A 25934-nucleotide genomic window follows, 5' to 3' on the forward strand; every position below is an offset into this window, starting at 1 on the left:
TTTTACTACGTGCAAGAAAGTTTTGGGATGTAGGACGGGGGGTGTTCTAGGTGTGCCGATAGTAGCCAGCTTGAGCTCTGACCGGCCTGGAGTCTAGGGGGCTTGACGTGCCCACTTGGCGGCGCGGGCGGCACAAATCATCAGCTGTACCTGGTGGAAAATCATCAGCGGCAAAATAATGGCGCCAACTGCGCCACCACCGAAGATGACCGCTGCCATGGGAACCCCGGTTGCCAGTGATTTTTTGGAACCACAGAACTGAACTGCCACCCGATCACCGTAGCTAAAGCCCAGCTTATTGGATACAAAGCCGCTGAACCAAAGCATGAACTCCACAATGAGCAGGGACAGAATCACCAGGACGACCAACTGCCAGATGCCGATACGGGACCACACGCCGTCCACAATACCCGCTGAAAAAGCGGAATAGACCACCATGCCAATAGAGAGTCGGTCAACGTTTTTGGTGAGTTTGTTTTTAGCGATCCCACCCACCCAACGGCGCAGTAGCTGGCCGATGAGGAAGGGCAGGAGAAGCTGAATAGAAATATCCAGGAAGGCGCTACCAGAAATGACTAGGTCACCATTACGCATAAGCAACATCACCAGCAGGGGGGTGAGCAGAATACCGGCGATATTGGAGGCGCTGGCGCTGACGATAGCCCCGGCGACGTTACCGCGTGCAAGCGAGGTGAAAGCTACCGATGACTGCACGGTGGAGGGCACCAGGCACATGAAAAGTAGACCCAGGTAGAGCTCCTGACCCAACACATAGGTCAGGGGGTAGAGCGCTAAACCCAAGAGGGGGAAGACCAGATAGGTGAAGCCCAGAATGGTGCTGTGCAGCTTCCAATGCTTAAGGCCTTGTAGCGCCTCAGTAGGTGAGAGACGCGCACCGTAGAGGAAGAAGAGCAGAGCGATAGCTACCTTGGTGGCCAGGCTGAAGCCCTCGGCAAAGTCACCGCGAGCTGGTAGAAGGATGGCCAGGATAACCGCCACGATAATCAGCACGATCAAAGGATCCGGGCGGCGGGCCAGCAAGTTTTTCAGGGTCATGCTAGGTTTCACCAGCCCCCGGTTTAAGCGGGGTTCTGAGGGCCAGTTGTGCCCTCTGAGTTACCGGGTGCGTCCGGGGTTTCTGGGGCAGGACGCTGGGGTGCGTCCGAGCTGGAAGCTTCAGGGTCTGCCTGCGGGTTAGAGCCGGCTGGTGTTGCCGCCCCGCGCACCGGGTCACCAAAGCTACCGGGCACATAGCCGCGGAACTGCGGGGGCACCCAACCGGTGTAGAGCATATCGCCCACGGTGCGGTCGCGGTACTGGGCAGGCTCGCGGTAGACCGTCTGCACTGAGCCCCAGTGCTGGTTGTCCTCGCGCTCGGGGTAGGTGAGCATGAAGTCGCTGGCCTGCAACGGGTCTGGCCAGGCGGCTGCCGGTTCGGCAGCAGGCACAGCAGAGAGAGGGTAGACCGGGTTGTTCTTGGGGCGCCAGACCAGGCGTCCGGGCTCGGTGCGGTCGCGCAGGGCGTGGGCACGCCAGGTAACCGGTGGGTGGGTGGTGTTGAGGTTGGCTAGCCAGGTGAAGAATCCGCGCTCGTAGACGGCGCGGTTGGCGAGCTCGTGAAAGTTCACGTCATTCATCAGGTACTTACCGGCGGCAAGCACGGAGGTGGTGGTTTCGGCGCCTTCGGGGCAGAAACGGTAGCCAAAGTTATCGGCGGTGTATTCCTGGGTGCGGGAAAGCAGTGTGCCCAGGAAGGGAATCTGTGTAAAGAATGAGGTAAAGATGAGGCGGAAATAGCTGACGTGGCCAGCGGCGATATGCCCCACTTCGTGACCAATGATGAAGCGTAGAGCCTCGGGGTTGCGTGCTTTTCCACCGATTTCAAAGAGGTCGGAGTAGATAACGATGAAGCGGCGGTGCCCGTGCCCGGAGGCAAAAGCGTTGATGACGCCGTTACCGGCCACCACGTAGGCGTCCGGCACGCGGCGCAGACCGGCAGCGTGGGCAGCTTCGACTACCATTTGGTAGCCCTCGGGGAACTGGGTGGGCGACATACGAACGCCCTGGATGCGCATCTGCGCGTAGTTCATGGCGCGCACGAAGAAGGCGATGATGGGCAGGTAGAGGGCAATCACGATGAGCTGGAGCACCAGGTTGCTGGGGATCCAGAAGAAGTCTGGTTCCACGATGAAACGTGTCAGCTGAACGATGAGGAAGACAGCGCCGCCGATGTAGACCATGAAGGTCAGGGCGTAGGCCATAGCCACCAGCGGCACTTCAGCGGGGTGGCGGATGGCGTTGAGGAATTTGAAGGGCAGCAGCGACTGGAAGCCAAAGAGCTTGGGCTGCGGTAGCGGTGAGACGGGGCGCTGCCGGGTGTCTTCTGGTAGCCAGCCGCGCGAGAGGTCATCGGGTAATGGTGTTCCGGGTTGCTGAGCCGCCTGCTGCTGGGGCGGTTCGATGCCGTAGGGTGTTTCGCTCATGCGTCTCTCGCTGGTTAGACCTGTACTTCCTGTATAACACTAGCAAGAAAGCGGGGAAGGGGCGTGGGTTAGGTGGTGGGCAGAACAAGAAAGGACGGCGGGGCGCTAGCCGTTGCCGCCCTTAACTACTTGCGCTTAAAGCGGGAAGAAAAGAGCAGGAAGAGTAGCACGATGCAGACGGCGAGAACCAGGAGTTCTAGGGGGCTGATCTGAAACATGGGTGCTCCTAAGCAGTAATATCGAGGGAGTCGGTGATGCTTTTCTGCTGACGCTGACGGTTGGAGAGCACCACAGTGGGAGTGAGAAAAACTATCATGAGCACAGGTAGCTGAAGCAACACATATTGATTGGATGTCTCCGGGTTAAAGAAACTCCACAGGCTGTAAATGAGGGTTGCTAATGCTACCGGTATTCCTACAGTAGCCAAAATTTTCACCTTCATGGCATCTCCTTTCTTGCCCAGCTTTTAACGGTCTAACCGGCGTCCTTGCCGGCAAGCAATAAAAGAGAGGTAGCTTGAATCTATCTCTCCGGCCGAGTCCTCACAAGGTCCTGCTAATTCACTTAAGTAAGTGGCCATGTAGCCCGATGGGAGGTATGCAGATAAATATAGTTATAAGGCCGATATTATACGGAATTCTGATTTCATTTTAGATGAGACCCTTTGCGTTTTGAAGTAAATTATTTAGTACAATTTTTCTTGCAGTAAGAAATTCTATATCCGACGATTTAAGAGAAATATAATTTTATGCAGGGTTCAGAAAATAAAAGGTCGTTGCGTGAGAAATTATTATGAAATTAAATATTCTGAATTAAAAACAAAAAATGGTTCCTTCAACCAAGGATTTTCTTCTTCCTTAAGAGGCCTGAGAAGGGGTTAGGTTTACTGTAATTCTTTTTTACCATGGTGCTAGAGCTAACTTTAGTACTATTGATACTAAAAGTTGGCGTACCACTTGTCGTTCCTGTTGAGCCGTACTTGAACCTCTATGGGAGAATTAACTGGTTCGTATTTTATTTATTTTTCTTTACCGGAAGTGTGCAAATTTCGCTAGTCTTACATTTATTAATTTCTCTGGCTTTCAATAAGATGCGGATTTCACCATAAGGGCTCTATCGATCATGACTTTGGGGTATGTATTATTAATATTTTTTCTGAATTGGAACAAGTGGAAGGAAGTACCATATGGGGATGGATAGGGGTGATTATTGGAAATTCTCAAAAGGTTCTGTTTTGACAGGCTGGAGCGGGTGTTTTCTTATTGACATCGCTTATTGGTATTGAGTCGATAAATTCTTCTCGTCTAACTAATCAAATTGCGATAATGGAGAAAATTGGCATGTCTGAATATATTGCTATTTAGCTTACTAGGTGAAAATCAAAGTATTTGGTGGGATAGTATGTCCATTGTGGTGATCTTAATAATTGTCAATGATGTTTAGGTTTTCTTTTTGGAATGGTAGGAACTAAGCCAGCCAGTGAATTAAATCGTTAATTTCAAAATCTATTTAAATTGGTTTAATTTTTCTATATTTTCCAAATCCTTTTCTTCTTAACATAGGGTTTTTCGATAGAACCTTTCACGTATCCATCTATCCAAACCTTTTTAGTCTCCTCAGAATCTCTGTTCACTCGAATATTTCTATAGTGACCCCGTACGTCAAAACGATGGGAATGGTCTCTGTATTTTTTTGTAAGATGCTCTTCGGGATGTAGGTTTGTAGATCTGCTCTTATAATTTGAAATAGTAACTGTCTGAATATCGGGTGGAGAATCATTGGTGAGATGTATTTTTTTTATTTTTTGGGTACTCTGGGATTCCATAAGAGGAATATCAAGGCGCTGCAATATGTAACCAAACATTTGATATATTTTTTGTTCAATTAGGGTTATATCAGATGAGCTAAGATTAATAATATTTTTCTTATTTGGCACTTCGAACGAAATTCTAGTTTGAATGGTTTCGGGTAAGATAGTGTCTTTACTGGGGGAAACATCTACTCGGAAGGTGACTAGGTTTAGTAGAGTAGAGTGTGACCTATGCGCCCATAGAAGAGCTGTTACTGTTTCAATAGACTCTCCAAGCTTTTTGACATTGTCTTTCTCTGAAGGAACGATGCGGCTTTCAAATTGTGTTTCATGCCCACTTATGACACTTTCGCTTAGAAAGATGACTCCTTCCTCGGAAGGAAGTGATGAGAGATTTAGTTCAGGTGTCAACGGGAACTCTCGTCTGAACTTGTTAGTACATCCTTGGTCGAGTAAGTAGATTTCAGGACGGTACCTTGTAGCACTGTGGGTTTCGAGCCAATGAACAGTTGAAATGAGATTTTCTTTAGCAAAGGTAAAACCCTGCCTGCTACCTTTTATGGCTTTTAGGCGGTCGGTTCGTTCACGTAGCTCTTTATTGCGTTTTTGGATAGCAGCACGTTCTAGTTTTGCTTTTCGCTCACGCTCCTCCCGCTCAAGAGTGCGGAGCTCTGCACTTCGCTGTCGAAGTTTCCGGACTTGCTCGGGGTCAATACTACTCATTTACTCTCTCCTTTGTGTGAGTAATCACTTTAATAGTATCAGTTGCATAAAGCTTTCCAGATTGCGTGTATAGGGCAGTCTCTCTCGTGAATAACCTGACTGGTCTTAGTAGAATTACTCGCTGGGATGGTGGATATCCTGTGATCTCTAATAGATAAACTTAAAGACTACTGCTGATTTTTTCCTGTTTTATAAGCTCATTAGGCAACTTACGGAGGTTTCGCGTGACCTGTTTCCGATTTTGGCTTCTATTTGGAGAATCTATCGAATAAATCTCAGGAACCCTTAAAACAGCCTGCCCGCGTCCCTACAGAAAGGGACGCGGGCAGGTGAGCTAGAGGCAGAAGGCTACTTGGTCAGAGCCTCGGTTGCCTCAGCGATAGCCTTTTCCTCGTTGGTGGGAACAACCAGAACGGGGATAGCGGAATCCTCGGTGGAGATAATGCGGGGCTCGTCGCCGCGCACCAGATTGGCCTCAGCATCCAGCTTGATGCCTAGGGCACCCAGGCGGGAGATCGCCAGCTCGCGGAACTGTGAGGAATTTTCACCGATACCTGCGGTGAAGACCAGTGCCTGCATGCCGCCAACAGCTACATGGTAGCCACCGATGTACTTGGCCAGGCGGTAAGAGGTCATGTCCAGTGCCAGCTTGGCACGCTCGTCGCCGCCCTCCATTGCCTCGACAACCTCGCGCATATCGTTGTTACCGGCGATAGCTAGCAGACCGGACTGTTTGTTGAGGATGGTGTCCATCTTCTCAGCGGTGATTTCGGGGTTCTGAATCATCACAGAGGTCAGTGCTGAGGGGTCAATATCGCCGGAGCGGGTGCCCATAATCAGACCAGCCAGGGGGGTGTAGCCCATGGAGGTGTCGATGCAGGCGCCCTTTTCGATAGCGGTGATTGAGGCACCGTTACCCAGGTGGGCGATGACGCCGTTGAACTCGCTGCGCTCTACGCCCAGGAAGTCAGCGGCAATGCCGGTCACGTAGTCGTGGCTGGTGCCGTGGAAGCCGTAGCGGCGCACGCCGTACTGCTCATAGAAGTCCTCGGGAACAGCGTAGCGGTAAGCGTGTGCGGGCATGGTGCCGTGGAAAGCGGTGTCAAAGACAGCGACCGTGGGGACACCGGGGTAGGTTTCTTGCGCTGCACGGATACCCAGCACGTGGGCGGGGTTGTGCAGGGGAGCCAGCGGTGAGAGTTTATCAATCTTGGTGATGACGTCCTCGGTAATGATCACGGGCTCAGAGAAAATCTCGCCGCCGTGCACCACGCGGTGGCCGATAGCATCAATGGTCTTGCCGTGCAGGGGCTCAACCAGTGCCTCAGCCATAATGTGTAGAGCCTCGGTGTGAGTGGGAATCTCAGCCCCACCAATGTTTTCGATCAGGCCCTTAGCAATGACCTGGGCGTCTTCGCCGGTAGCTGCGGTGTCGCGCACCTGGTACTTGACTGAGGATGAACCGCAGTTGATAACGAGAACGAGCATGAAGTGTTTTCCTTCTAATAGTTGAAAAGTCTTTATGGGGGCAGCGAACCCGTGAGAGGGTCAGCTGGCGAAGGCGCGTGCATGCCGCCGTACCTGGTCAGCCAGCCCGCATCCTTGCGGAGCCTGAATTACATGGTCTGTGCCTGGATTGCGGTGATAGCAACGGTGTTGATGATGTCATCAACGGTGCAACCGCGGGACAGGTCATTCACGGGCTTGCGCAGGCCCTGCAGGACGGGGCCAACTGCGACTGCGCCGGAGGTCTGCTGGACAGCCTTGTAGGTGTTGTTGCCGGTGTTGAGATCGGGGAAGATGAAGACGGTTGCTTTACCTGCGACCTCAGAGTCGGGCAGCTTGGATGAGGCGATGGACATGTTGGATGCCGCGTCGAACTGGATGGGGCCTTCGAAGGCGAAGTCGGGGTTGGACTCGCGGAGCTTCTCGGTCGCTTCGACTACTATCTCGACGTCTGCGCCGGCGCCGGAGGTGCCGGTGGAGTAGGAGAGCATGGCGACCTTGGGGTCTACACCGAACTGGCGGGCAGTTTCAGCGGAGGCGATAGCGATGTCCGCTAGCTGCTCAGCGTTGGGGTTGGGGTTGACCGCGCAGTCACCGAAGACCAGCACCCGGTCTTCCATGAGCATGAGGAAAACGGAGGAGACAACCTTCACGCCGGGGCGGGTCTTAACGAATTCCAGGGAGGGGCGGATGGTGTTGGCGGTGGTGTTTGCTGCGCCGGAGACCATGCCGTGCACGATGCCCTTGTAAACCATCATGGTGCCGAAGTAGGAGGGATCCATCATGCGGTTGCGGGCGCCTTCAAGAGTCATTCCCTTGTGGGCACGCAGTTCAGCGTAGGTGGCAGCAAAGTCATCGAAGTATTCGTTGTCATCAATATCGATGATGGTGACCCCGCGCTTGTTCCCGTCCGCTACGGGCAGGTCAATGGATTCGCGCTGGCAGATTTCAGCGATTTGCTGGGGGTTACCGATGATGACGAGGTCGCAGAAGTCGCGGCGCACGATGATGGACGCGGCGCGTAGGATGCGGGGGTCGTAGCCTTCGGGCAGGACGATCGAGCGGCGGTCGCTGCGTGCCTTTTCGATGAGGTTGTGCAGGAAGCGCAGGGGGGTCATGGTGGCGGGGCGTTCAAGTTCGAGGCGCTCGAAGAGCTCCTTTTCGTCCACGTTGCGGAACCATTCGCCTAGAGCGGCTGCGATTTTACGGGGTTGCGCGAGGGCTAGCTGGCCGCGTACCTGGGAGACCGCGCGCCCTGCCTTGAAGGTGTCCAGTTGGGTGGAGAAGACGGGGAAGGGGGCTTTTTCCACCAGCTGGCCGATGGCGGTATTGCTGCCTAGTTCGTTGGTCAGGCCGCCGGTCAGTAGCATGCCAGACGGTGCGGGGAAGCTGGGTGCCAGGGCGGATGCCAGGGTGGCCACCATGATGTCTGAGCGGTCCCCGGGCACGATGACGAAGTCGCCGTCGGTGAACTGGGAGAGAAAGTTTGAGACGGTCATAGCCGCGATTTTGATGTCGTGAATGTCGCGGTCTAGGAAGTCAGCGCTCATACCTTCGCTGTTCAGACCAAGGTTGTGCACAACCTCTGCCACGGTGGGTAGCGCCATTTCGGGCAGTTCGGGCAGAACGTAGACGGGACGGTTGGAGGGGCCACGCTTGACGTTCTTTGCGATTTCATCGCGCAGCTCAGGGCGGCAACGGTTAACCATCATGGCGAGCACATCGACTTTGGCGTTGTGCAGTTCGGTGCGCGCCACGTCGATGGCGTTCACGGCATCAGACACGGATGCTTCCTGAGCGCCAACCACCGCGATAACGGGCAGGCCGAGGTCGCGGGAGAACTGGGCGTTGAGGTCAAACTCAACGGTGGCTGCGTTGTGGGAGAGCAGATCGGTGCCGTCTACGATAATCACGTCGCAGTGCGCTGCCATTTGGGAATATACCGATACGGCAATAGAAGACATTTCCTCATGGTTGCCTTCTGCCAGCAATTCGCGGCAGCGATCTAGTGAGACACCGCCGCGGGCCTGGTCCTCGGTCAGCTCGTATTTGGCGCGTAGCAGTCGGATCATAGGGTCGTGTGATTCGATTTCACCGGCGAAAACGGGGCGGAAGAAGCCCACACGGTCGGTTTCTTTGACGAGAGAATCGAAGAGGCCAAGTGCGATGAGGGACTTGCCGGAGCCCTGGGTCATCGCTGAGATGTATATGCCGTTGGTCATCAGTGTCTATATTCCTTGTGGCGGGTTGGGCCCTCGCGTCAGGCTCGGTGCGGGCGCGAAGGGGGCGCTTTGCCTTACCTCCGAGTCTATTCCTTGAGGTGAGTTTTAAGAGCTATACGCCGTGCGTTTGTGTGACATCTCATGTGTGCTCGCTGCAGCGATGGACGCTAGCGATAGACGCTGACAGTCTGTCATCCCCCGCCCATCCTCGGCGGGGGTAAGGTGGTGGTCAAGTGTTACTCATTTCAAGGAGCCTGCCTGTGAAACTGTCCGCTCGTGCCCGTTCTCTTGCCCTGCCTGTGAAACTGTCCGCTCGTGCCCGTTCTCTTGCCCTGCCCGTTATCGCGCTGTTAGCGCTCAACGCCTGCGGTGGAGCGGCTGACAACGCTAATTCACCAGTAACTCCTAGCGCCACCGTTTCTAGCGCCCCTGCGTCCGCGAGCAATCAAGAATTTCTGAGCGAAACCGAAACCGGTGTGCGCACTCAGGACGGCTACCACCTCAACCAAGTTACCGAAGGTGCCCCCACCGTCACTCTTTTCACTGACTTAGAGTGCCCTTACTGCGCCAAGGCCGATCCCACTTACGCACAGGTGGCGGGGGAGCTTGAAGGCACCATGAACGTGACCGTCAAGCACTTCCCGTTGCCCATGCACGATAACGCCGTTCCCGCTGCACAAGCAGTTCAGGCAGCAGAACTACAGGGCGCCCACCAGAAAATGGCGGACCATATTTATAAGCACCAGAGTGAGTGGAAAGAACTCACCACTTCTGAGAGTCTGGTTGAGGCATTCACCGGTTACGCAGAGGAACTGGGGCTTGATCAGGAACAATTTAGTGCTGACCTGACCCGCGATGACCAGTTCGACCTGATTCAAAGTGAGTATGAAGAAGGTAAGACAGCGGGAGTGACTGGCACGCCTCAATTCGTGGTCGATGGTCAGGTAGTGGCAGGGGTGGAGTCCTCCACCTCAGTGGAGGCTATGGTGGCCGCGTTTAAGAAGGCAGCTAACCTCTAAAAACGTTTTCTGCACCGCTGTACCAGTCATTGACCCTTTGAATACGCTTCTTTCTTGCCTAAAGTGGAACTATGAAGATTGCCCTCTGCCAGATTCAGTCCACCAAAGATACCTCCGCTAACCTGCGCTTACTCCGTGAGTACACCGAGGCTGCGGTGAGCAAAGGGGCGCGCCTGGTGGTCTTTCCTGAGGCAAGCATGGTCAGTTTTGGGGGCTCCCTTTACGATGACGCAGCCCAGCATGAGCTCAGCTTCCGCCAGACCCTGGGCAACCTGGCGAGGGAGCACCGCGTGACCGTGGTCGCCGGCGGTTTTGCCCCCGTGCAACTGTCAGATGAATGGAACCTGCGGGTGCATAACAACCTCTATGCCTTTGACCAGAATGGCGTGGAGACGGTCTACACCAAGGTGCATCTCTACGACGCTTTCGGCGTGAAAGAATCAGACGGGGTCAAAGCGGGTAAGGAGCTAAAACTCATTACCGTGGACGGCGTAAAAATTGGCCTTGCCATCTGCTATGACGTGCGTTTCCCCAAGCTTTTTGCCGACTATTCACGTGCCGGTGCGCAGGCGACCATCGTGTCAGCTTCCTGGGCTGGCGGCGAAGGCAAGGTGGAGCAGTGGCAGATTTTGACGAGCGCCCGCGCCCTGGATTCCAACATGTTGATTCTTGCTGCCGACCAAGCCTCTCCGGCGGTGAGCGACCCGCGCGTTGATATCACTCAGCCGCTGGGTGTGGGATATTCCCGGGTGGTTAGCCCCTTCGGCAGAACCCTGGTTCAAGCGGGCGAAGCGCCCGAGGTGCTGATTGCAGAGCTAGATTTGGGCGAGGTCACCCAGGCTAAGAAGACGCTACCGGTTGTAGAGCACGCGAAGCTGGGCTACTAGGTCACGCAAGGACTTATTGAGCTAAAAGCCAAGTGCCCTAGAAAGCTCCTGCCACCCCGCGTAGCCTAGGATTAAACCCGCCACCGGGGCGGGTGAGCAAAGGAGCATCTCATGGCTAAAGTAACGATTATTGGCGGCCACGGTAAGGTCGCCCTGCTAGCAGAGCCCATGCTGGTGAGTAAGGGGCACACCGTTCAGGCGGTAATCCGTAGCGAAGACCAGTCGGCAGATATTGAGGCAACCGGGGCAACCCCCGTGGTCGCCGATGTTCAGAGTCTTTCTATTGAGGAGCAGGCAGACCTCTACCGCCGGCTAGGCACTGAAGTTCTGGTATGGAGCGCCGGTGCCGGCGGCGGCACCCCCGAGCGTACCTATGCCGTTGACCGCGACGCCGCGGTGCGTTCTATGGAGGCCGCCAAACAGGCAGGAATTAAGCGCTACATCATGGTCTCTTATAACGGTGCGGGCGCTGATCACGGCATTGAACCGGAACATTCCTTCTACCCCTACGCCCAGGCTAAAGCCGAGGCAGATGAGCACCTGCGTAACTCGGGGCTAGACTTCACCATTCTAGGGCCCAGTGCCCTCACCCTGGATCCCGAGGGCCCCATTAGCGTAGGCGTCGCTAACGGTGATCATCAGACCTCCCGCGCCTCCGTCGCTCGCGCTATCGCGGTCACGGTTGATGATGACAGCACCGTGGGCAAGGCAATTCCCTTCACCGATGGGGCCACTGATATTGCTGCGGCTCTGGCGTCCGCACCGCAGAGTCTGGTCTTACAGTAAAAACTTAAGTTTTTTAGCGAATCGGGGCACCTGCTTAGAGCAGGTGCCCTTTTGTATATGCGGGCAAATTACTAGAGTGGGTTTATGGGTTTCTTTGATTTTCTCTCCGACAGCAGGGCACCGAAGCAAACGGTTGAACCTGCTGAAGCGCAGTTAACCGTCACTGTCCACGGTCGAGTGCAGGGCGTGGGTTTCCGCTGGTGGGTTGCCGGTAAGGCAAAACCTTTGGGGTTGGTGGGCTACGCCAAAAACCTCGATGACGGAACTGTTGAGGTCATCGCCCAGGGCCGCCGAGTGGACTGTGAGAGTCTGCTGGCAGCCCTTGAGTCGGGCGATACCGCGGGCCATGTAGAGCAAGTACAGGCTGAAATGGGTGAGCCAGAAGGGCGCTATAAGAGCTTCGGCATCTACTAGCGGGTGGTGGGCACCGTTCGTTCCATGGGATATCTACTATCCATAGGCAAATGGAACTAGAAGTGCCCAAAACGGTAGGGTCATTCTATGACCAAGAATATCCAGCTCTCCTTTTCGGGGCTTTCTGCTTCCGTTGCTCGCGATGGTTTCAGCAAGACGGGGTACATCCTCGAAATAGGGGGCGCTGAACAGTCCCATGTGGATCTCGCCAACCCCGACCACATTTTCTATGAGTACCTGCGCCGCATTGGCCACCTAGCTGATCTGGTAGCACCAGCAGGCCAGCCTATGGCTGCAGCGCACTTGGGAGCCGGCGCCTTAACTCTGGTGCGCTATGTGCAGGCGACCCGCCCTGGGAGCCGCCAAATTGCCGTAGATATTGAACGGGAACTACCCAGCTTTGTCATTTCCCAACTACCCCTGCCTGCAGGCACCGACTGCCAGATCCTTATCGAAGACGCGGCGGCAGCTGCGCCTTACCTCAAGGGCTACCTACATGCTCCAGAAGGCATAGACCTGTTGGTGCTCGATATTTTCTCGGGATGGTCAGCTCCCGAGCACCTCACTACACCCGTCTTTTACACTGACCTGCGTGATGCCTTAGCTCAAGAAGGCATGCTGGCGGTGAACGTGGGGGACGATGCCGGGCTAACCTTCTTCGCCGCCCAGGCACGCACCCTGCTAGAGACTTTTGAGCACGTGTGGTGCCTGACCGAAAGTTCCATGCTGACTGCTCAACATGCGGGCAACCTGATTCTGGTTGGTTCACAACGACCGCTGGATGCAGACACCCGCGCCCGGCTTCTGGCGGCCGGGCCGCACCCGGCGTCCGTGCTGGACACTCATGAGCTGGCGGGTTGGGTGAGCGAACTCTAACCCTTCTCGGCCCTTTGTGGTTTCGAGCCCTGGGCGGTAGCGTCCTCAATCATGGGCAGGGACGCGGTCACCGGCGCTACCTCACCCAGCTGCACCTCTTTAGGGCCGGGATTTTTGCGGGCGGAAAGGGTCACGCCCACGCTGGCGGCAATGAGCAGGGCGATGGCTAGCCAGCGCACTGGCCCGGTGACCTGCCCTAGAAGTAGGAAACCGGCAATCGCGGCTACAGCTGGTTCTAGGCTGAGCAAAATACTAAAGGTGTTGCGGGGCAGACGGCGCAGGGCCATGAGCTCCAGCGTGTAAGGAACGAGAGAGGCTAGCAAGCCGGTGCCGACTGCCAGTAGAAGTAGATGGGGGTCAGTAACACCTTTTAGTGCCCCTGGCGCACCTAGCGGGAGCAGGAACACTGCGGCAAAAGACATGGCAACCGCCAGCCCGCCGGTCCCTTCAACCGCCTGCCCCACTTTGGCGCCGGCGAGTACATAGAGCGCCCAACCTAGCCCAGCAATCAGGGCAAAGAGCACCCCTAAGGGGTCGTAGTCGGTAGCATTGTTGATGCTCTCGTAGCCCAGCACTCCCATGCCCAGGAGGGCGATGCCCAGCCAGAGAAAGTCAATACCGCGGCGGGAGAGCGCAGCGGCAAGAACCAACGGCCCCAGAAACTCGATGGTGACGGCAAGTCCGATGGGGATTCGCTCAATAGCGGCATAAAAGGTGCCATTCATCAGCGCCATAGAGCCGCCAAAGAGTGCTACAGCCTTCCACTGCTCGGCACTCCACTGGCCTACCTTGGGGCGCACCATCAGGGTGAGAACCAGCGCCGCAACGCCCAGACGCAGGGTGGTGACGCCCCAGGAACCCAGCTGCGGGAAAAGTTGGTAGGCGAAGACCGCCCCGAACTGTAGCGATAGGGCGGAGCCAATGACCAGGGCAGCACCGGTGTAGGTGCTATGGGCGCTGGGATGCTGTGTCATGGGGTCCTTCCATACGGGGGTACATGCTTTCAAGAATGCACTGAAAAAATAGGATAGTCTAGCGAATGAATTCGATGAAAACTCATCATTTTTTCTTATGAATGGTAGTGGAGTGTGCTCAACCTCAATCGTTTGCGGATGCTTAGCGAACTGTCACGGCTAGGAACCCTGGCAAAGGTCGCAGAATCCCTGGCCTATTCCCCTTCAGCTATATCTCAGCAGTTGGGGGTGCTAGAAAAAGAAACCGGCGTTCAGCTCCTAGAAACGGTAGGACGCGGGGTTAAACTGACCCCCGCCGCCCTGGTGCTAGTGGCTCACACCGACGCTGTGCTGGCACGACTTGAAGAGGCAGAATCTGAGCTGGCAACATTCCGAGGTGGGCTTACTCTACGCCTGGCAACTTTCCAATCCGCGGTGATTGGTATGGCACCCCGGGCACTGACCTTGCTTGCCGAAAACTACCCTCACATCAATGTGGAGCTCTCCCAGCGTATGGTCCACCAATCATACGAGGGGCTCTTAGCACACGAGTTTGACATCATCATTGGGGAGGAATTCCCGGGTTTACCTGCCCCTGCCTACCCCGGTACGGTACGCAATCCTTTGCTGAAAGATGCCTTGCGCCTGCTTTTACCGGTCACTGGCGGGCTGGCCGGCCCACCTACTCAACTAGCTGACCTGGCGCAGGCTCCCTGGGCTTTCGACCCGCCTCATACGGTTGCGGGGCAGTGGAGCCGCAATGTTTGCCGGGAGGCAGGCTTCGAACCCATCGTAAAGTTTGAAACCAATGATCCCCTGCTCCAGGCCAACCTGGTGCGGGAGGGCCTGGCTTTGGCACTAGTACCTTCACTGATACCGGCAGAAGCTCTGCCCGGCACCCGATCTGTGGCACTTGCGGGTAACCCGCACCGTGCCCTCTATACGGTGGTGCGGGCTGGCAATGCCGCCCACCCCGCCGTCATCGCTTGCAAGGAAGCGCTAGAGACAGCGGCTCGAGAGAACGTCATCCTTGAGTCTGACTTTGAGTTGGAGAGTTAATATGCTGTGCCCTGGGCGTACATACACCAAGTAGACTGTTCATATTGGGAGCCGGGGCAGTAAGCTAGCGGTATGTTTGATATGTTCAATGCCTCCAGTGCCTTTGATGCTGATGGCAAGCCCAAGCCCGCTGTGACCAAAGCTGTTGACACCGTGCTGAAGGTGCAGCGCCCACTCATTCTTTCCGGGCTCAAGAAGATGCGCGAGAAATACCCCCATGAGACCCCTGACCAGCTAGCGAAGCGCCTTGAAAAAGCCTACCTGCGTGATGTCACCGTTGGTGGCGGCGCGGTAGGTGCCACAGCTTTCGTGCCGGGTTTGGGAACGGCAGCCTCCGTGGGTCTGTCCGTCTTGGCTGTGGGTGGCTACCTTGAGCGAACCGCTATTTACGCTCAGTCTATGGCGGAGCTGCACGGCGTGCACGTAGAAGACCCCGATAAAGCCCGTCTCATGGTCATGGCGATCATGCTGGGTGAGGATGGTTCCGTGCTCATGAATTCCATGCTCGCGCACACCGGTAAGGCCGGTGGTGTCTCCCGTAAGTGGGGCATGATGATGGGCTCTAAGGATTCCGGAAAGATTTTCAGTGTGGAGCGCACCATCCGTAACATGTTCATCAAGCGCTTCCTTACCCGCCAGTCCGGTGCTCTGCTGGGCCGCGCTATGCCCTTTGGTATCGGTGCAGTGGTCGGCGGCGGTGCTAACCTGGCACTGGGTCGAGCCGTGGTGAAGTCAGTTGCCGAAACTTTCGGAGCCCTGCCCGCAGTTTTCCCTGCCGATCTTAATAGCAGCCGTGCGCCCAAGCTGGTGGACACTGCCGCTCAAGGCGTCAAGAACCCTGAGGCTGACACCGAGGGCGGCGCCCCGATCGAAGCCTAGAGGGCTACGCTCCAGCGTCCTTTCATCTTCACCCACCCTGTCTGAGCCAGTACCTGGTCCGGGCAGGGTGGGTTTTTAGTGTCTTAGAATGAAGCCATGACTGACTCTGCTCCCGGTACGCCCCCTGCTGGCCAACAGCCTCAACCGCTGGCGGTTCGCCGCCTCAAGAAGCTGCGCCTGAGGCACCCTGATGACACCCCGGCGCAACTGAAGAGCAGAGTTAGCGCCATCTTTATCAGGGACTTTACCCTGGTGGGCGGGGTAAGTGCAGGTGCCGAGCAATTCACACCCGGTGCGGTGGGTAGGTTCACCCGTAACCCCAAGGTTGCCCTGGCAACCCGTGCGGCGGCTCACCTGGGGAGTGCCGGTCAGAAAATTGCAGGTGCGGGGCAGGGCGCCCAGCAAGGGGTCAATACTGCGGCGCATGTGGGCTCAGCCCAGGCTATTAAGACCTACGTGCACGCGCTGGCGCTCTTACACGGCAGACAGGTAGCAGATGCTGAGGACGCCGCGGAGCAGCTTTTGGGCGGGGGAGTTAATGACCTCCTGGCAGCTTTGGACGCACCCCGGCAGAGCACCCCGCAGGATCAAAGCTTCAACCTGCTAGGAGCTATCGGGGTCTTTGCAGCCCGTAACCCCCAAGCTTTCTTGCTCATCAGGGCAGGCGAGCAGTTAGCTAAGACCGGTAGCGCTGTGCTGACCAACAGCAAGGAACGCAAGCTTTTTGCCGCCAGCCTGGTGGAACAGCTGGCCGAGCAGTTGGGGGAGCCGCCGGCAGACTTTCCCCAGTTTTTAAGCTGGGAGGCACTCAAGGACTCCGGAGCAGAAGCCTCCGATACCGCCGATGACGCAGATACCCTCGCTGACGATGGGCAGGGGCCAGGCGGCATCCTTGCAGAAGGTGCAGAACAGACGAAGGGAGCTCCACCGGTTCAAGAGCCTAATGAGCTACCGGAGAATCACCCTGGAGCTATCGGCGCCCGGCTTGCCGCCCGCGCTTATATGAAGGCACGCGGGCGGATGGGGCGCTAAACGCTAGCGGTTAGCGTGCTCCAAGAGCTGGGCTGCTAGACCGGTGTAGGTGTGAGGGGTTAGCTCGCTCAGGCGCTTTTCGGCGTCATCTGATAGACCCAGCTCTGCCACAAATTCCTTGAGACGGGTGGCGTCCACGCGCTGACCGCGGGTCAGGTCCTTGAGACGTTCGTAGGGGTTCTCCATGCCCTCCACACCGGCAATAGCTTCGGCGCGCATGACCATCTGAATGGCCTCAGCCAGAACTTCCCAGTTCTCATCCAGGTCAGCGGCAATGACGTCGGTGGCGATGTCCAGGCGCTCCAAGCCCTTGACCACGTTAGAAATCGCCAGTACCGAGTGGCCGAACGCCACACCGATGTTGCGCTGGGAGGACGAGTCGGTGAGGTCGCGCTGCCAGCGTGACTGCACCAGGGTCGAAGCCAGAGTATTCAGCAGACCGTTGGAAATCTCAAGGTTAGCTTCTGCGTTCTCAAAACGAATGGGGTTAACCTTGTGCGGCATGGTTGAAGAGCCGGTAGCACCTGCCACGGGAATCTGACGGAAGAAACCGATAGAGATATAGCTCCACACGTCGGTGCAGAGGTTATGCAGCACCTGGTTGAAGTGGGCGATGGAGGAGTAGAGCTCAGCCTGCCAATCGTGGTTTTCGATCTGGGTGGTCAGGGGGTTCCAGTCCAGACCCAAGCCGGTGACAAAGTCTTCTGAAATCCTCTGCCAGTCAGCACCGGGTACAGCCACAGTATGGGCTGAGTAGGTGCCGGTTGCGCCGTTGATTTTGCCCAGGAACTCGGCGTTTTCAACCTGCTTAATCTGGCGGTTCAGGCGGTAAGCAAAGACAGCCAGTTCCTTGCCCAGGGTTGAGGGAGTAGCGGGCTGACCGTGGGTACGCGAAAGCATGGGCACCTCGCGGGCCTCTTCTGCCAGCTTCATAATCTGATCTACCAGGCCGCGGGCTGCAGGCAGCCAGACATTGGTGACGGCGTCCTTGATACCCAGGGCGTAGGAGAGGTTGTTGATGTCCTCACTGGTGCACCCAAAATGAACCAGGGGGGTTAGGTGGGCAAGTCCTAGAGCTTCAAGGCGGCGACCAATGAAGTACTCCACCGCCTTCACATCATGAACGGTAACCGCTTCAATCTCAGCTAGTTCAAGGGCAGATTCTTCGGTGAATTCGGTGACGATGGCGCGCAGGCCATCGCGCTGGGCGTCTGTCAGGGGAGATAGACCGGGCAGGACAGAGTGATCACAGAGGTAGATGAACCATTCCACTTCTACATGCACGCGGTCACGGTTGAGCGCGGCTTCTGAGAGGTAGTCAACCAGAGTTTCGGTGGCGGACTTGTAGCGACCATCTAGAGCGCCGAGGGCTAGACCGGCGCCGCTGAATGAGTGGCGGCCGTTGGGCAGTGTGGTGCAGTTATCACGATGAGACATAGGTCTAGTTTCTCACGGGCACCAGGGGTTCTGCACCTTTGACGTCTCTCTGTATCGGCCTGTGTGCACCGGGTGGTCATACCCCGTCACAGGTTCACCACTTTTCTTCTCGCGGGTGCCGCCCTTGCCTGTTCTGGAGAGTGTGCCTTATCCACAGGGGTGCGGGCACGGTGCCGAGACGGTTTCCCCTTTTTTATGCTGTGGGTCAGGTGAACCGTGAAAGGAGAAGCCAAATGGCCAATACAGTAGACATAATGGCGGCGGTGGGCCGCAGCGGGCTGAGTTCGGACGCCGCGGCGTCCGCTAGTGCTTCAGCTAGTGGGCTAGCGGCGCGAGTGCGAGAATGGGCGCGGGTGCTCGGGGCACATATTGACGCCGAAGTGCAAGAGCTAGAGAGCATTGCTGCCGAAAGTAGGGCCTACTCTCTAGAGAGTTGGTGCTCGCAGGCAGCGGTAGCTTTTAGAGAAGCTCTGGTCCAGGAACAGGTAGCCAACGCAACTTTCCAAGGGGAGCTGGAAACAGCGGCAGCGTCCACCCGACATGCGGGTGAGAGTATAGGGGCCAGTCTTGATGCCCTGGCCGCCACCCTGGGCGGGGTGGGAGCCCTCATCGATAACGCTCTGCTGGGTATGAGTCAGGTTGAAGGTGTCCTGGATGATGTAATTGCCTATGCCGACCGCTCCGGTTTGACCCTCCTGCAGAATGAGTTACAGAGCCACTTAACCGACCCCCTCTTGAACCAGGTGGCTGGTGCACTGTCGCAGGTGGGGAGGTAACTATGCCCATCGCGGTAACACCGGATTTCTCCCTAGTACCTGCCGGCGCCACTCACATTGTCAGCGTTGATACAGCAGAGCTAACTGCGGTCTCTCAGCAGTTATCAGCCCTGGCAGACCGGTATGAGAGCTTGGGGCGCCGGCTAGCTCCTGTTGCCCTTCAGGTCGGTGCTCTTGCTGCCCTAGATGCCAGCGGCCAGGGGGCTCTTGCCTTCAGCAGTCTTACTGTCGGTGCCGCTACGTTGGTCACTCTCGCTGCTGCTGCTCAGAGGCTAGCGACTGCCGTGCGTCAGTCAGCTGCCAACTATGAGGCAGCTGAGGCTTTTGCCTCCGATGTCTTACAGGGCTATGAAGCTGCGCTTCACCAAAGCCCCGCTGCAGCTCAATCCCTGGGCTCCGCATTCGGTTATCGACTTGGCAGTCTAAGTCTTGTGGTTCAACGCGGCACCACGGTCGTCAAGGTGATGTCAGAAAATAAAGTGCCAATAGCGCTCAAGGGCTTTGATGTCTTCCGCCAGACTGGGCTGGGGCGAGCCGGTATCTCTGTGGCGACCGATCAGCTTCACGACACCGCAAAGAGTTTCGGGCTAGTTCGCAGACTCAGGGTATTTGAAGATATTAGTAACGAGATTGACCCCTGGGCTGACCCAGAAACGGGTGAGAGTCTACGCCCTGATAGGCCACCCAAAACGGCCGCTGACCTTGTGCAGATGAATTACTTGGTGAGCGGTGCACACCAGGCGGTAGATGACCATTACGGGGGTGAACACTACGTCAACGAGTGGGATCACATCGTCCTGCAACGGCACTACGATGAGCAAACCGGGCAGGAGCGCGTCATCATCACTCTGCCCGGAACCGATGGCGAGCTGGCTGACCTGCTGGCAAACTATGAGGGCGGCACGGCGAGCTGGACTGAAAACATTGCCAATGCTGCCCTGCTTGATGACCCGGATGTTCCACTGGCCCAGTCCTCTGCTGCCATGCAGCTGGTAGACCAAATGCTACGCGAAGAAGGTATCGACCCGGCTACCCCCATCATGCTCAATGGCTATAGCCAGGGCGGAGTGGTAGCTATGTCGCTAGCCAAGAACAAAGAGTTCAGCAGCCGCTACAACGTGCAGGTGGTAGCTACCCAGGGCTCCCCGGTCAGTGACATAGGCGCTGCACCGCCCGGGGTGGCGCACATTCGTATGGATAACAAGATGGACTATGTGCCGAAAACTCAGGGGGCCAACCCTCACTACCAGCCCACAGAGGACTACTCCCTCAACTATTGGAATGAGGGTGACCCTCATGGTAGCCCGGGCTATCTGCACAACGCCCAGAACAGCGAAAGCTTTAATCGTGAGTCAGAAGCGCTAGCTAAGTTCTTCAATGGAGACTTCCGCGCCGGTGAAACAACCGTCTATGCCGGGTCAAGTCAAGATTCAGACCTGACTGAGGTTGAGCTTAATCAGCAACGTTTACTGGGCGTAGCCCATGGGGCGTCGAAACTGTCGGTGACGGTAAAAGATACTGTCGACCTGGCAGAAGACAGCATCAATACAGTCTGGAAGAAAATGGACCTGCCAGACGCAAACCGTGGTCCCTCTGGCTCCATGGACGACATCACCCAACCGGTCAACCCCACCGAGGTCTACCAAAACCTGGACGAAGGCGTGGACTGGCTCAACGACGAGGTGATAGTTGTTGCTGATGAAAAATTGAACAGCGCTCTGCAGAACATCACGATGGGCGATATTGAACTTCATCCCCCAGACCTCACCTGGAACCCCGGCGGGAAGGAACAGCCGCCGGTGCCCACGCTAGATGACAACATCAAAACTTACTCACCTAACCCCATTGAGGTATCTCCCGCTGTTCTTCCGGATGGCAGAGACCCCGCCCTCCACGGGGTGGGAGCGGGGTCTAGCTTTTAGCTCGGGTGAACTTAGGCGGGGTAGAGAGGGTTGTGGCCGGGGGTGACGTACTCGCCCTCCCTGACCGGCCCGGGTGCGGTGGCGCCGGCGTCCGTGTTGAAGGGGGAGCCGCCTAGAGCTTCACGGCCGTGGTCACTCAGCCAGTTCTCTAGCTGGGGGCCAGCGGGGACAATGCCGGTGGGGTTAATATCCTTATGCACGATGTAGTAGTGCTCTTTGATTTGCTGGAAGTCCACCGTATCTCCGAAGCCTGGGGTCTGGAAGAGGTCGCGTGCATAGCCCCAGAGGTTAGGCATGGTGGTCAGCGGCTGGCGGTTGCACTTAAAATGACCGAAGTAGACGGGGTCAAAGCGCACCAGGGTGGTAAAGAGGCGCACGTCAGCTTCGGTGATGTGATCACCCATCAGATAGCGGCGGGTTGCCAAGCGCTCTTCCACCCAATCCAGGGCATCCCAGAGTCGCTGGTAGGCCTTATTGTAGGCCTCCTGAGAACCAGCGAAACCGCAACGGTAGACCCCGTTGTTGATCTCGGTGTAGATGCGCTTCATCACCTGGCGCATCTCGTCTTCTTGCTCAGCAGGCCAGAGGTCAGGGGCGCCCTCGCGATGGAAGGCGCCCCATTCCTTAGCGAAGTCCTCGGTGATTTGAGGGAAGTTGTTGGTGACCACCGCGCCACTTTCCACATGGACGATAGCGGGCACGGTGATACCGCGGGGGTAGTCGGGGAAGCGCTTGAAGTAGGCATCCTGAATGCGTTCGATACCCAGTACCGGATCCTTGCCACCCTCATCCAGGTCAAAGGTCCAGGAGCGGGCATCATGGGTAGGGCCGGGCAGACCCACCGAAATAGCGTCTTCAAGACCAAGTAGACGGCGCACAATCAGGGCGCGGTTTGCCCAGGGGCAAGCGCGGGCGGCGACCAGGCGGTAGGTGCCGGCTTCCGCTGCCCAGAGCTGGTGCTCGCCGTCGGTGGAGGCCGCTGGATCCGCTACGATACGATCCTCGATATAGGTGGTATCGCGGTTGAACTCCTCGCCCTCGTTCACGTAGGCGCCGTGGGTGGAGTGTTCGGTGGTGTGGTTTGTCATGAACTCATCATCTCAAATATTATTTTCATAGTAAAGTAATTATTTAAGATGTAGGATGCCCGCATCATCCTTAGAATTCCCTAAGCTGGCGGTTTCACCCCGCGAAACATGCGACCGGTGACAGCATCACCCCAGGCACCTTGGCAGTCAACAAACCGGCCATCCTGAGTAAAACCCCGATGCTCATAAAACTGCACTGCCCTCTCATTACCCTTGAGATACCAGAGATAGGCAGGCTCCTCATCATAGAGCACCGCATCAAAGAGAGCTGCCCCCAAACCGGTGCCGTGCGTGCCTGCCCGCGTATAGAGGTGGGTCAGCTCCCGCGTCCCTTCAGGCACCAGGGGCAGCCCTATACGGCGTTCCCACTCCAGAGGGCCGGGCCGCGAAAGCGCGAAACCCACCGGCTGCTCCCAGTCCACAGCCCCGCCCATCGCACACGACAGGGGTGCACCCGGCTGCCATGCCGGGTTCTCATAGGCGAAGAAAGCCCGCACCTTCGGCGCAGTAATGTTCTGATCAAATTCCTTAAGCCAGCTGTCACGTTCCGCCCGCTGGCGCTCGCCAAAACCGGCGTCCACTAGCTCGTTATAGGTCTCTGCTAAGCAGTCCAGCTGCAGGTCCACGTACTTCTGCGCGTCCGCTGGCTCCACCGGTGCCAGTACGTACCTGCCCTCTACTGCAAACCCCACACCTGACATCCTTTCACCAAGGTCATATTGTTCTCCCTCAGTCTATGCGCCAGTGCGCACTAGACTGGGGGAGTGGCTAAACGCAGAAGAACTCCTAAGAAAAAACAGCAGGTTGAAGGTGGCCCCGTTGAGGGCGTCTACGAGATCTCAACCGGCACCGCCGAGCTCATTGAGGACGACTACACCCCCAACGGTTGGGTGCTAGAAATCAACGGCATGGAAAGCTCCCACATTGTGCTGGGTGACCCCCGCGCGCTGGACTTTGAATACATGCGCTGGCTAGCTGCCGTCATTGAACCCCATGTGGACGCTCATCTGGACCCCGCTAAACTGCGTATCACCCACCTCGGCGGCGGCGCCTGCTCTATGGCACGCTATCTGGCTGACGTTTACCCCAGCTCCCGTAATACTGTGGTTGAGTTGGATGCTAAACTCGCCGATTACGTGCGTGAATGGTTCGAGCTACCCAAGGCACCCCTGGTGAAAATTAGGGTGGGGGAGGCGCGCGCTGTCACCGCGACCCTAGCGCCAGCTTCGAGGGATGTCATCATTCGTGATGTCTTCTCTGGCTATATCACCCCCGCCCCGCTGACCACTCTTGAATTCACTGAAATGGCGGCCAAAACCCTGGATGTTGGTGGGCTCTACATCATTAATTGCGGCGATAACCGCGATTTGGCTGGTGCCCGCGCTGAAGCCGCCGCGATTTCCCGGGTCTTTGAACACACCGCTGCGGTGGCCGACCCCGCCATGCTGAAGGGGCGCCGCCGCGGCAACATCATTATTGCCGGTTCTCACTCGCCGTTACCTCTTGAAGGTGAAGCCGTGACTGCCGCGATTTCTAAGCGTCTGCTAGGCGGCGGGGTGCCGGCTCAGTACAAGGACGACGCCTGGGTGCGAGACTTTGCCCGGCCAGCGTCCCCGCGCCACGACCCCGTCTAAAAGTCGGAGCTCGAGGTACCTTCACTAGGGGGCGTTAGACCATGTCCCCATCCAGGTAGAACCAGCTACCGGTCTCTTTAACAAAGCGGGAGTTCTCTTCTTGCACTCCCTTGACTCGTGCGTCCGGAGCAGTGCCCGGGATAAAGCGGTAGTAGGCGGCAAAATGTACGGTCCCGGTGGTCTCAAAGACCGAACCGCTGCTGCCTAGAATATCTAGTCGGTACCAGCGCAGGGTCTCGTCTAGGTCTAAGGACGCCGGCCGGGTACTCGGGTGCCAGGTGGCACGCAGGTAGGGGGCGTCGGCCACGGCAAAGGCGGTGAAGCGTGATCGCATCAAGGCCTCGGGTGTGGGCGCTGTTAGCTGGCCGGTGGCATCGTATTGGGCATGGTAGCGGTGGCAGCAGGCGCCGTAGGTTTCGCCGGTGCCGCAGGGGCAGCGGGTGTCAAGGTCAGTCATGTTTTCTATTAAAACCTAGGCTGAGGGGCTTAGGCTTCCTTAATGCAGACTAGTACAGCGCCTTCGTGCCCGGCGAGCACGACCGTGGAAACAATGAAATCTGGCACTACCCAGCGGGGAGCCCCTTGGGGAACAAGAGCTAGAACCAGCGTCATCAGCGCAGCTACTGGAACGGCAATCACGGGTAGATGGACGAAGAGGGGGTGCGGGGGAAGCTCACCCAGGCTAAAAATATTTTCCATGAGGTGAGTGTATAGACCCACCGGGCAGGTGTGATAGTAGAGCGTATCAGCCTTCTAAGGGTGGAAAGCCTACCCTCTGGGAGCTTTTAGCCCTGCTTATAAAAATGACCAGATTTCCCTCAGTTGACCAGCGAATATGTGGTCATGTGAGAGAAATCTGGTCGCTAGAACTAGCGAGGGGCAGGTTAGTGTATCCAGCCCTCGATGACGCCCATGCCAAAGAAGACTAAAAAGGCGGCTGAGACAACGTACATGATGGGGTGCACTTCGCGCCCGCGGCCCTGAATCATGCGGATGAAGGTGAAGGCAACGAAGCCGGCACCGATACCGTCTGCAATGGAGTAGGTGAAGGGCATCATGATGATGGTGAGGAAGGCAGGAATGCCCAGACCCCAGTCAGTCCAGTCAATGTGAATCGCCTGGCGAACCATGAGGAAGCCAACGATCACTAGGGCGGGGGCAACCGCTTCGAAGGGGACGATGGAGACCAAGGGGGAGATGAAGACCGCTAGCAAAAAGAGGGCGCCGGTGACGATGTTGGCGAAACCGGTGCGGGCACCTTCACCGATACCGGTGGCTGACTCTACGAAAATCTGGTGGGCTGAGCTAGAGGAGCCGCCACCGAGCACAGAACCGGCGGCGTCAATGATTAGCACACGGTCGATGTTTTCGATTTTCCCGTCCTTGATGGTGCCAGCTTCGGTTGCCAGGCCTACGGAGGTTCCCATGACGTCGAAGAAGACGGCCAGAAGAATAGCGAACATCAGCATGGTGGCACCCAGTGAACCGAGTGAGCTGCCGGCAAAGGCGCCGGTCATATCAACTGCACCAATGAGGGAGAGGTCAGGGTGGCCGACCCACTGGCTGGGGATGCCGGGAACCATGAGAGACCAGCCGGTGGCTGAGTCCATGGATGAGCCTGAAGGCCAGACGGTTTCTAGAACCACTGCCAGAATGGTAGATGCGACCACGCCAATGAGGATGGCACCGCGTACGTTGCGGATAAAGAGGGCGATAGTGAGAAAGAGGCCGAAGAGGAAGACGGCGATGGGCCAACCTTGCAGATGGCCGCCGGCGCCGAAGGAGACGGGCACGGTGGTACCTGCGGCATCAGGCATACGGCGCACGATGCCTGCGTTCACCAGGCCGATGAGGGAGATGAAGAGGCCGATGCCCACCACAATGGCGGTTTTAAGGGACTCGGGCACGGCGTCAAAAACAGCGCGGCGGAAGCCGGTGAGCACGAGAATGCCCATGATGATACCTGCCCACACGACCAGGCCCATGATTTGCGGCCAGGTGAGGTTGGGGTTGGTGGCGATGGTGGATGCTAAAAGTGCGTTCACGCCCAGGCCTGCTGCCATGGCGAAGGGCTGCTTAGCCCAGAGGCCCATGACGATGGTGAGGATGCCGGCGATGAGCGCGGTGGCTGCGGCTACCCGTTCAACGCCCAGGGTGTTACCGGCGCCATCTGGGCCCAGGCCCAGAATCAGGGGGTTAAGCACTACGATGTAGGCCATGGCGAAGAAGGTTGCCAGGCCGCCGCGGAATTCGGTGGCGAGGGTGGAGCCGCGTTCAGTGATTTTGAAGTAGCGGTCGAGCGCGCTTTTGGGGGCGGCGGGTGCGGTTTTGTGAGCCGCGGTGTTCTCAGAAGACATTCGTGAAAATCCGTAGATACTCGTGGGTGTGTGCCCAGAAATGATGAAGCGCCGGGCTCTTGCTTGGGGCA

Annotated in this window: 24 protein-coding genes; 11 read left to right on the top strand and 13 right to left on the bottom strand. The window is 57.0% G+C overall.

Annotation, left to right across the window (positions count from 1 at the left end):
- Positions 1–93: 93 nt before the first annotated feature.
- The 6 genes from VVR27_RS10125 to pta all read right to left on the bottom strand — a co-directional run bounded on the left by VVR27_RS10125 (position 94) and on the right by pta (position 8744).
- Positions 94–1056 (bottom strand): bile acid:sodium symporter family protein, encoded by a 963-nt coding sequence (locus tag VVR27_RS10125; protein ID WP_368548251.1) that lies wholly within the window; start codon positions 1054–1056, stop codon positions 94–96.
- A 23-nt stretch (positions 1057–1079) separates the two neighbouring features.
- Positions 1080–2483, bottom strand: coding sequence for a M48 family metallopeptidase (locus VVR27_RS10130; protein WP_368548252.1), 1404 nt, complete (start codon positions 2481–2483; stop codon positions 1080–1082).
- A gap of 226 nt (positions 2484–2709) precedes the next feature.
- On the bottom strand, positions 2710–2925 hold the full coding sequence (locus VVR27_RS10135; protein ID WP_368548253.1) for a hypothetical protein: 216 nt from the start codon (positions 2923–2925) through the stop codon (positions 2710–2712).
- A 1086-nt stretch (positions 2926–4011) separates the two neighbouring features.
- The gene (locus tag VVR27_RS10140) at positions 4012–5016 is read right to left on the bottom strand and encodes a hypothetical protein (protein ID WP_368548254.1); all 1005 of its coding nucleotides are present in this window, start codon (positions 5014–5016) and stop codon (positions 4012–4014) included.
- 348 nt (positions 5017–5364) lie between these two features.
- A complete protein-coding gene (locus tag VVR27_RS10145; protein ID WP_368548255.1) occupies positions 5365–6504 on the bottom strand; it encodes an acetate/propionate family kinase in 1140 nt (379 codons plus the stop codon).
- A gap of 128 nt (positions 6505–6632) precedes the next feature.
- Complete coding sequence (gene pta / locus VVR27_RS10150) at positions 6633–8744, bottom strand: phosphate acetyltransferase (RefSeq protein WP_368548256.1); 2112 nt, start codon at positions 8742–8744, stop codon at positions 6633–6635.
- A 260-nt stretch (positions 8745–9004) separates the two neighbouring features.
- Between pta and VVR27_RS10155 the strand changes: the two genes are divergently transcribed.
- The 5 genes from VVR27_RS10155 (at position 9005) to VVR27_RS10175 (ending at position 12726) form a co-directional block, all read left to right on the top strand.
- Entirely contained in the window at positions 9005–9763 is a 759-nt protein-coding gene (locus VVR27_RS10155) for a DsbA family protein (protein ID WP_368548257.1), read from the top strand.
- A gap of 71 nt (positions 9764–9834) precedes the next feature.
- Positions 9835–10650, top strand: a complete 816-nt coding sequence (locus tag VVR27_RS10160) for a nitrilase-related carbon-nitrogen hydrolase (protein ID WP_368548258.1) — start codon at positions 9835–9837, stop codon at positions 10648–10650.
- Positions 10651–10761: 111 nt separating this feature from the next.
- On the top strand, positions 10762–11436 hold the full coding sequence (locus tag VVR27_RS10165) for an SDR family oxidoreductase (RefSeq protein WP_368548259.1): 675 nt from the start codon (positions 10762–10764) through the stop codon (positions 11434–11436).
- Positions 11437–11520: 84 nt separating this feature from the next.
- Positions 11521–11850 carry an acylphosphatase gene (locus VVR27_RS10170; protein ID WP_368548260.1) on the top strand — a complete coding sequence of 110 codons (330 nt, stop codon included), beginning with the start codon at positions 11521–11523 and terminating at the stop codon, positions 11848–11850.
- Between the two features lie 87 nt (positions 11851–11937).
- Positions 11938–12726, top strand: a complete 789-nt coding sequence (locus VVR27_RS10175; protein ID WP_368548261.1) for a spermidine synthase — start codon at positions 11938–11940, stop codon at positions 12724–12726.
- On the opposite strand, the gene VVR27_RS10180 is transcribed toward VVR27_RS10175, so the two are convergent.
- On the bottom strand, positions 12723–13700 hold the full coding sequence (locus tag VVR27_RS10180; protein ID WP_368548262.1) for a DMT family transporter: 978 nt from the start codon (positions 13698–13700) through the stop codon (positions 12723–12725). The genes VVR27_RS10175 and VVR27_RS10180 overlap by 4 nt on opposite strands.
- Before the next feature lie 114 nt (positions 13701–13814).
- Between VVR27_RS10180 and VVR27_RS10185 the strand changes: the two genes are divergently transcribed.
- The 3 genes from VVR27_RS10185 (at position 13815) to VVR27_RS10195 (ending at position 16649) form a co-directional block, all read left to right on the top strand.
- Positions 13815–14738 carry a LysR substrate-binding domain-containing protein gene (locus VVR27_RS10185; protein ID WP_368548263.1) on the top strand — a complete coding sequence of 308 codons (924 nt, stop codon included), beginning with the start codon at positions 13815–13817 and terminating at the stop codon, positions 14736–14738.
- A gap of 72 nt (positions 14739–14810) precedes the next feature.
- A complete protein-coding gene (locus tag VVR27_RS10190) occupies positions 14811–15617 on the top strand; it encodes a di- and tripeptidase (RefSeq protein ID WP_368548264.1) in 807 nt (268 codons plus the stop codon).
- A 96-nt stretch (positions 15618–15713) separates the two neighbouring features.
- Entirely contained in the window at positions 15714–16649 is a 936-nt protein-coding gene (locus VVR27_RS10195) for a hypothetical protein (protein ID WP_368548265.1), read from the top strand.
- A gap of 3 nt (positions 16650–16652) precedes the next feature.
- Here VVR27_RS10195 and purB read toward each other — a convergent pair whose 3' ends face one another.
- On the bottom strand, positions 16653–18086 hold the full coding sequence (gene purB / locus VVR27_RS10200) for an adenylosuccinate lyase (RefSeq protein WP_368548266.1): 1434 nt from the start codon (positions 18084–18086) through the stop codon (positions 16653–16655).
- 233 nt (positions 18087–18319) lie between these two features.
- On the opposite strand from purB, the gene VVR27_RS10205 reads away from it, so the two are divergent.
- Positions 18320–18862 carry a hypothetical protein gene (locus VVR27_RS10205; protein ID WP_368548267.1) on the top strand — a complete coding sequence of 181 codons (543 nt, stop codon included), beginning with the start codon at positions 18320–18322 and terminating at the stop codon, positions 18860–18862.
- Positions 18863–18864: 2 nt separating this feature from the next.
- The gene (locus VVR27_RS10210; protein WP_368548268.1) at positions 18865–20784 is read left to right on the top strand and encodes a hypothetical protein; all 1920 of its coding nucleotides are present in this window, start codon (positions 18865–18867) and stop codon (positions 20782–20784) included.
- 11 nt (positions 20785–20795) lie between these two features.
- Here VVR27_RS10210 and VVR27_RS10215 read toward each other — a convergent pair whose 3' ends face one another.
- Complete coding sequence (locus VVR27_RS10215; protein ID WP_368548270.1) at positions 20796–21872, bottom strand: glutathione S-transferase family protein; 1077 nt, start codon at positions 21870–21872, stop codon at positions 20796–20798.
- 80 nt (positions 21873–21952) lie between these two features.
- Positions 21953–22564 (bottom strand): GNAT family N-acetyltransferase, encoded by a 612-nt coding sequence (locus VVR27_RS10220; RefSeq protein ID WP_368548271.1) that lies wholly within the window; start codon positions 22562–22564, stop codon positions 21953–21955.
- Between the two features lie 72 nt (positions 22565–22636).
- On the opposite strand from VVR27_RS10220, the gene VVR27_RS10225 reads away from it, so the two are divergent.
- A complete protein-coding gene (locus VVR27_RS10225; protein ID WP_345443342.1) occupies positions 22637–23506 on the top strand; it encodes a fused MFS/spermidine synthase in 870 nt (289 codons plus the stop codon).
- Between the two features lie 34 nt (positions 23507–23540).
- Here the strand turns inward: VVR27_RS10225 and VVR27_RS10230 are convergent, their stop codons facing one another.
- The 3 genes from VVR27_RS10230 to VVR27_RS10240 all read right to left on the bottom strand — a co-directional run bounded on the left by VVR27_RS10230 (position 23541) and on the right by VVR27_RS10240 (position 25863).
- Positions 23541–23963, bottom strand: coding sequence for a YchJ family protein (locus VVR27_RS10230; RefSeq protein WP_368548272.1), 423 nt, complete (start codon positions 23961–23963; stop codon positions 23541–23543).
- 29 nt (positions 23964–23992) lie between these two features.
- Positions 23993–24205, bottom strand: a complete 213-nt coding sequence (locus VVR27_RS10235) for a hypothetical protein (protein WP_368548274.1) — start codon at positions 24203–24205, stop codon at positions 23993–23995.
- Positions 24206–24390: 185 nt separating this feature from the next.
- A complete protein-coding gene (locus VVR27_RS10240) occupies positions 24391–25863 on the bottom strand; it encodes an NCS2 family permease (protein ID WP_368548275.1) in 1473 nt (490 codons plus the stop codon).
- Positions 25864–25934: the final 71 nt, after the last annotated feature.

It is taken from the genome of Rothia sp. LK2492 (assembly GCF_040946345.1).
Classification (GTDB): domain Bacteria; phylum Actinomycetota; class Actinomycetes; order Actinomycetales; family Micrococcaceae; genus Rothia; species Rothia endophytica.

Coding starts and splice junctions, on each gene's coding strand:
- VVR27_RS10125 (WP_368548251.1), bottom strand. CDS start 1,056: ATGACCCTGAAAAACTTGCTGGCCCGCCGCCCGGATCCTTTGATCGTG.
- VVR27_RS10130 (WP_368548252.1), bottom strand. CDS start 2,483: ATGAGCGAAACACCCTACGGCATCGAACCGCCCCAGCAGCAGGCGGCT.
- VVR27_RS10135 (WP_368548253.1), bottom strand. CDS start 2,925: ATGAAGGTGAAAATTTTGGCTACTGTAGGAATACCGGTAGCATTAGCA.
- VVR27_RS10140 (WP_368548254.1), bottom strand. CDS start 5,016: ATGAGTAGTATTGACCCCGAGCAAGTCCGGAAACTTCGACAGCGAAGT.
- VVR27_RS10145 (WP_368548255.1), bottom strand. CDS start 6,504: ATGCTCGTTCTCGTTATCAACTGCGGTTCATCCTCAGTCAAGTACCAG.
- pta (WP_368548256.1), bottom strand. CDS start 8,744: ATGACCAACGGCATATACATCTCAGCGATGACCCAGGGCTCCGGCAAG.
- VVR27_RS10160 (WP_368548258.1), top strand. CDS start 9,835: ATGAAGATTGCCCTCTGCCAGATTCAGTCCACCAAAGATACCTCCGCT.
- VVR27_RS10165 (WP_368548259.1), top strand. CDS start 10,762: ATGGCTAAAGTAACGATTATTGGCGGCCACGGTAAGGTCGCCCTGCTA.
- VVR27_RS10170 (WP_368548260.1), top strand. CDS start 11,521: ATGGGTTTCTTTGATTTTCTCTCCGACAGCAGGGCACCGAAGCAAACG.
- VVR27_RS10175 (WP_368548261.1), top strand. CDS start 11,938: ATGACCAAGAATATCCAGCTCTCCTTTTCGGGGCTTTCTGCTTCCGTT.
- VVR27_RS10180 (WP_368548262.1), bottom strand. CDS start 13,700: ATGACACAGCATCCCAGCGCCCATAGCACCTACACCGGTGCTGCCCTG.
- VVR27_RS10190 (WP_368548264.1), top strand. CDS start 14,811: ATGTTTGATATGTTCAATGCCTCCAGTGCCTTTGATGCTGATGGCAAG.
- VVR27_RS10195 (WP_368548265.1), top strand. CDS start 15,714: ATGACTGACTCTGCTCCCGGTACGCCCCCTGCTGGCCAACAGCCTCAA.
- purB (WP_368548266.1), bottom strand. CDS start 18,086: ATGTCTCATCGTGATAACTGCACCACACTGCCCAACGGCCGCCACTCA.
- VVR27_RS10205 (WP_368548267.1), top strand. CDS start 18,320: ATGGCCAATACAGTAGACATAATGGCGGCGGTGGGCCGCAGCGGGCTG.
- VVR27_RS10210 (WP_368548268.1), top strand. CDS start 18,865: ATGCCCATCGCGGTAACACCGGATTTCTCCCTAGTACCTGCCGGCGCC.
- VVR27_RS10215 (WP_368548270.1), bottom strand. CDS start 21,872: ATGACAAACCACACCACCGAACACTCCACCCACGGCGCCTACGTGAAC.
- VVR27_RS10230 (WP_368548272.1), bottom strand. CDS start 23,963: ATGACTGACCTTGACACCCGCTGCCCCTGCGGCACCGGCGAAACCTAC.
- VVR27_RS10235 (WP_368548274.1), bottom strand. CDS start 24,205: ATGGAAAATATTTTTAGCCTGGGTGAGCTTCCCCCGCACCCCCTCTTC.
- VVR27_RS10240 (WP_368548275.1), bottom strand. CDS start 25,863: ATGTCTTCTGAGAACACCGCGGCTCACAAAACCGCACCCGCCGCCCCC.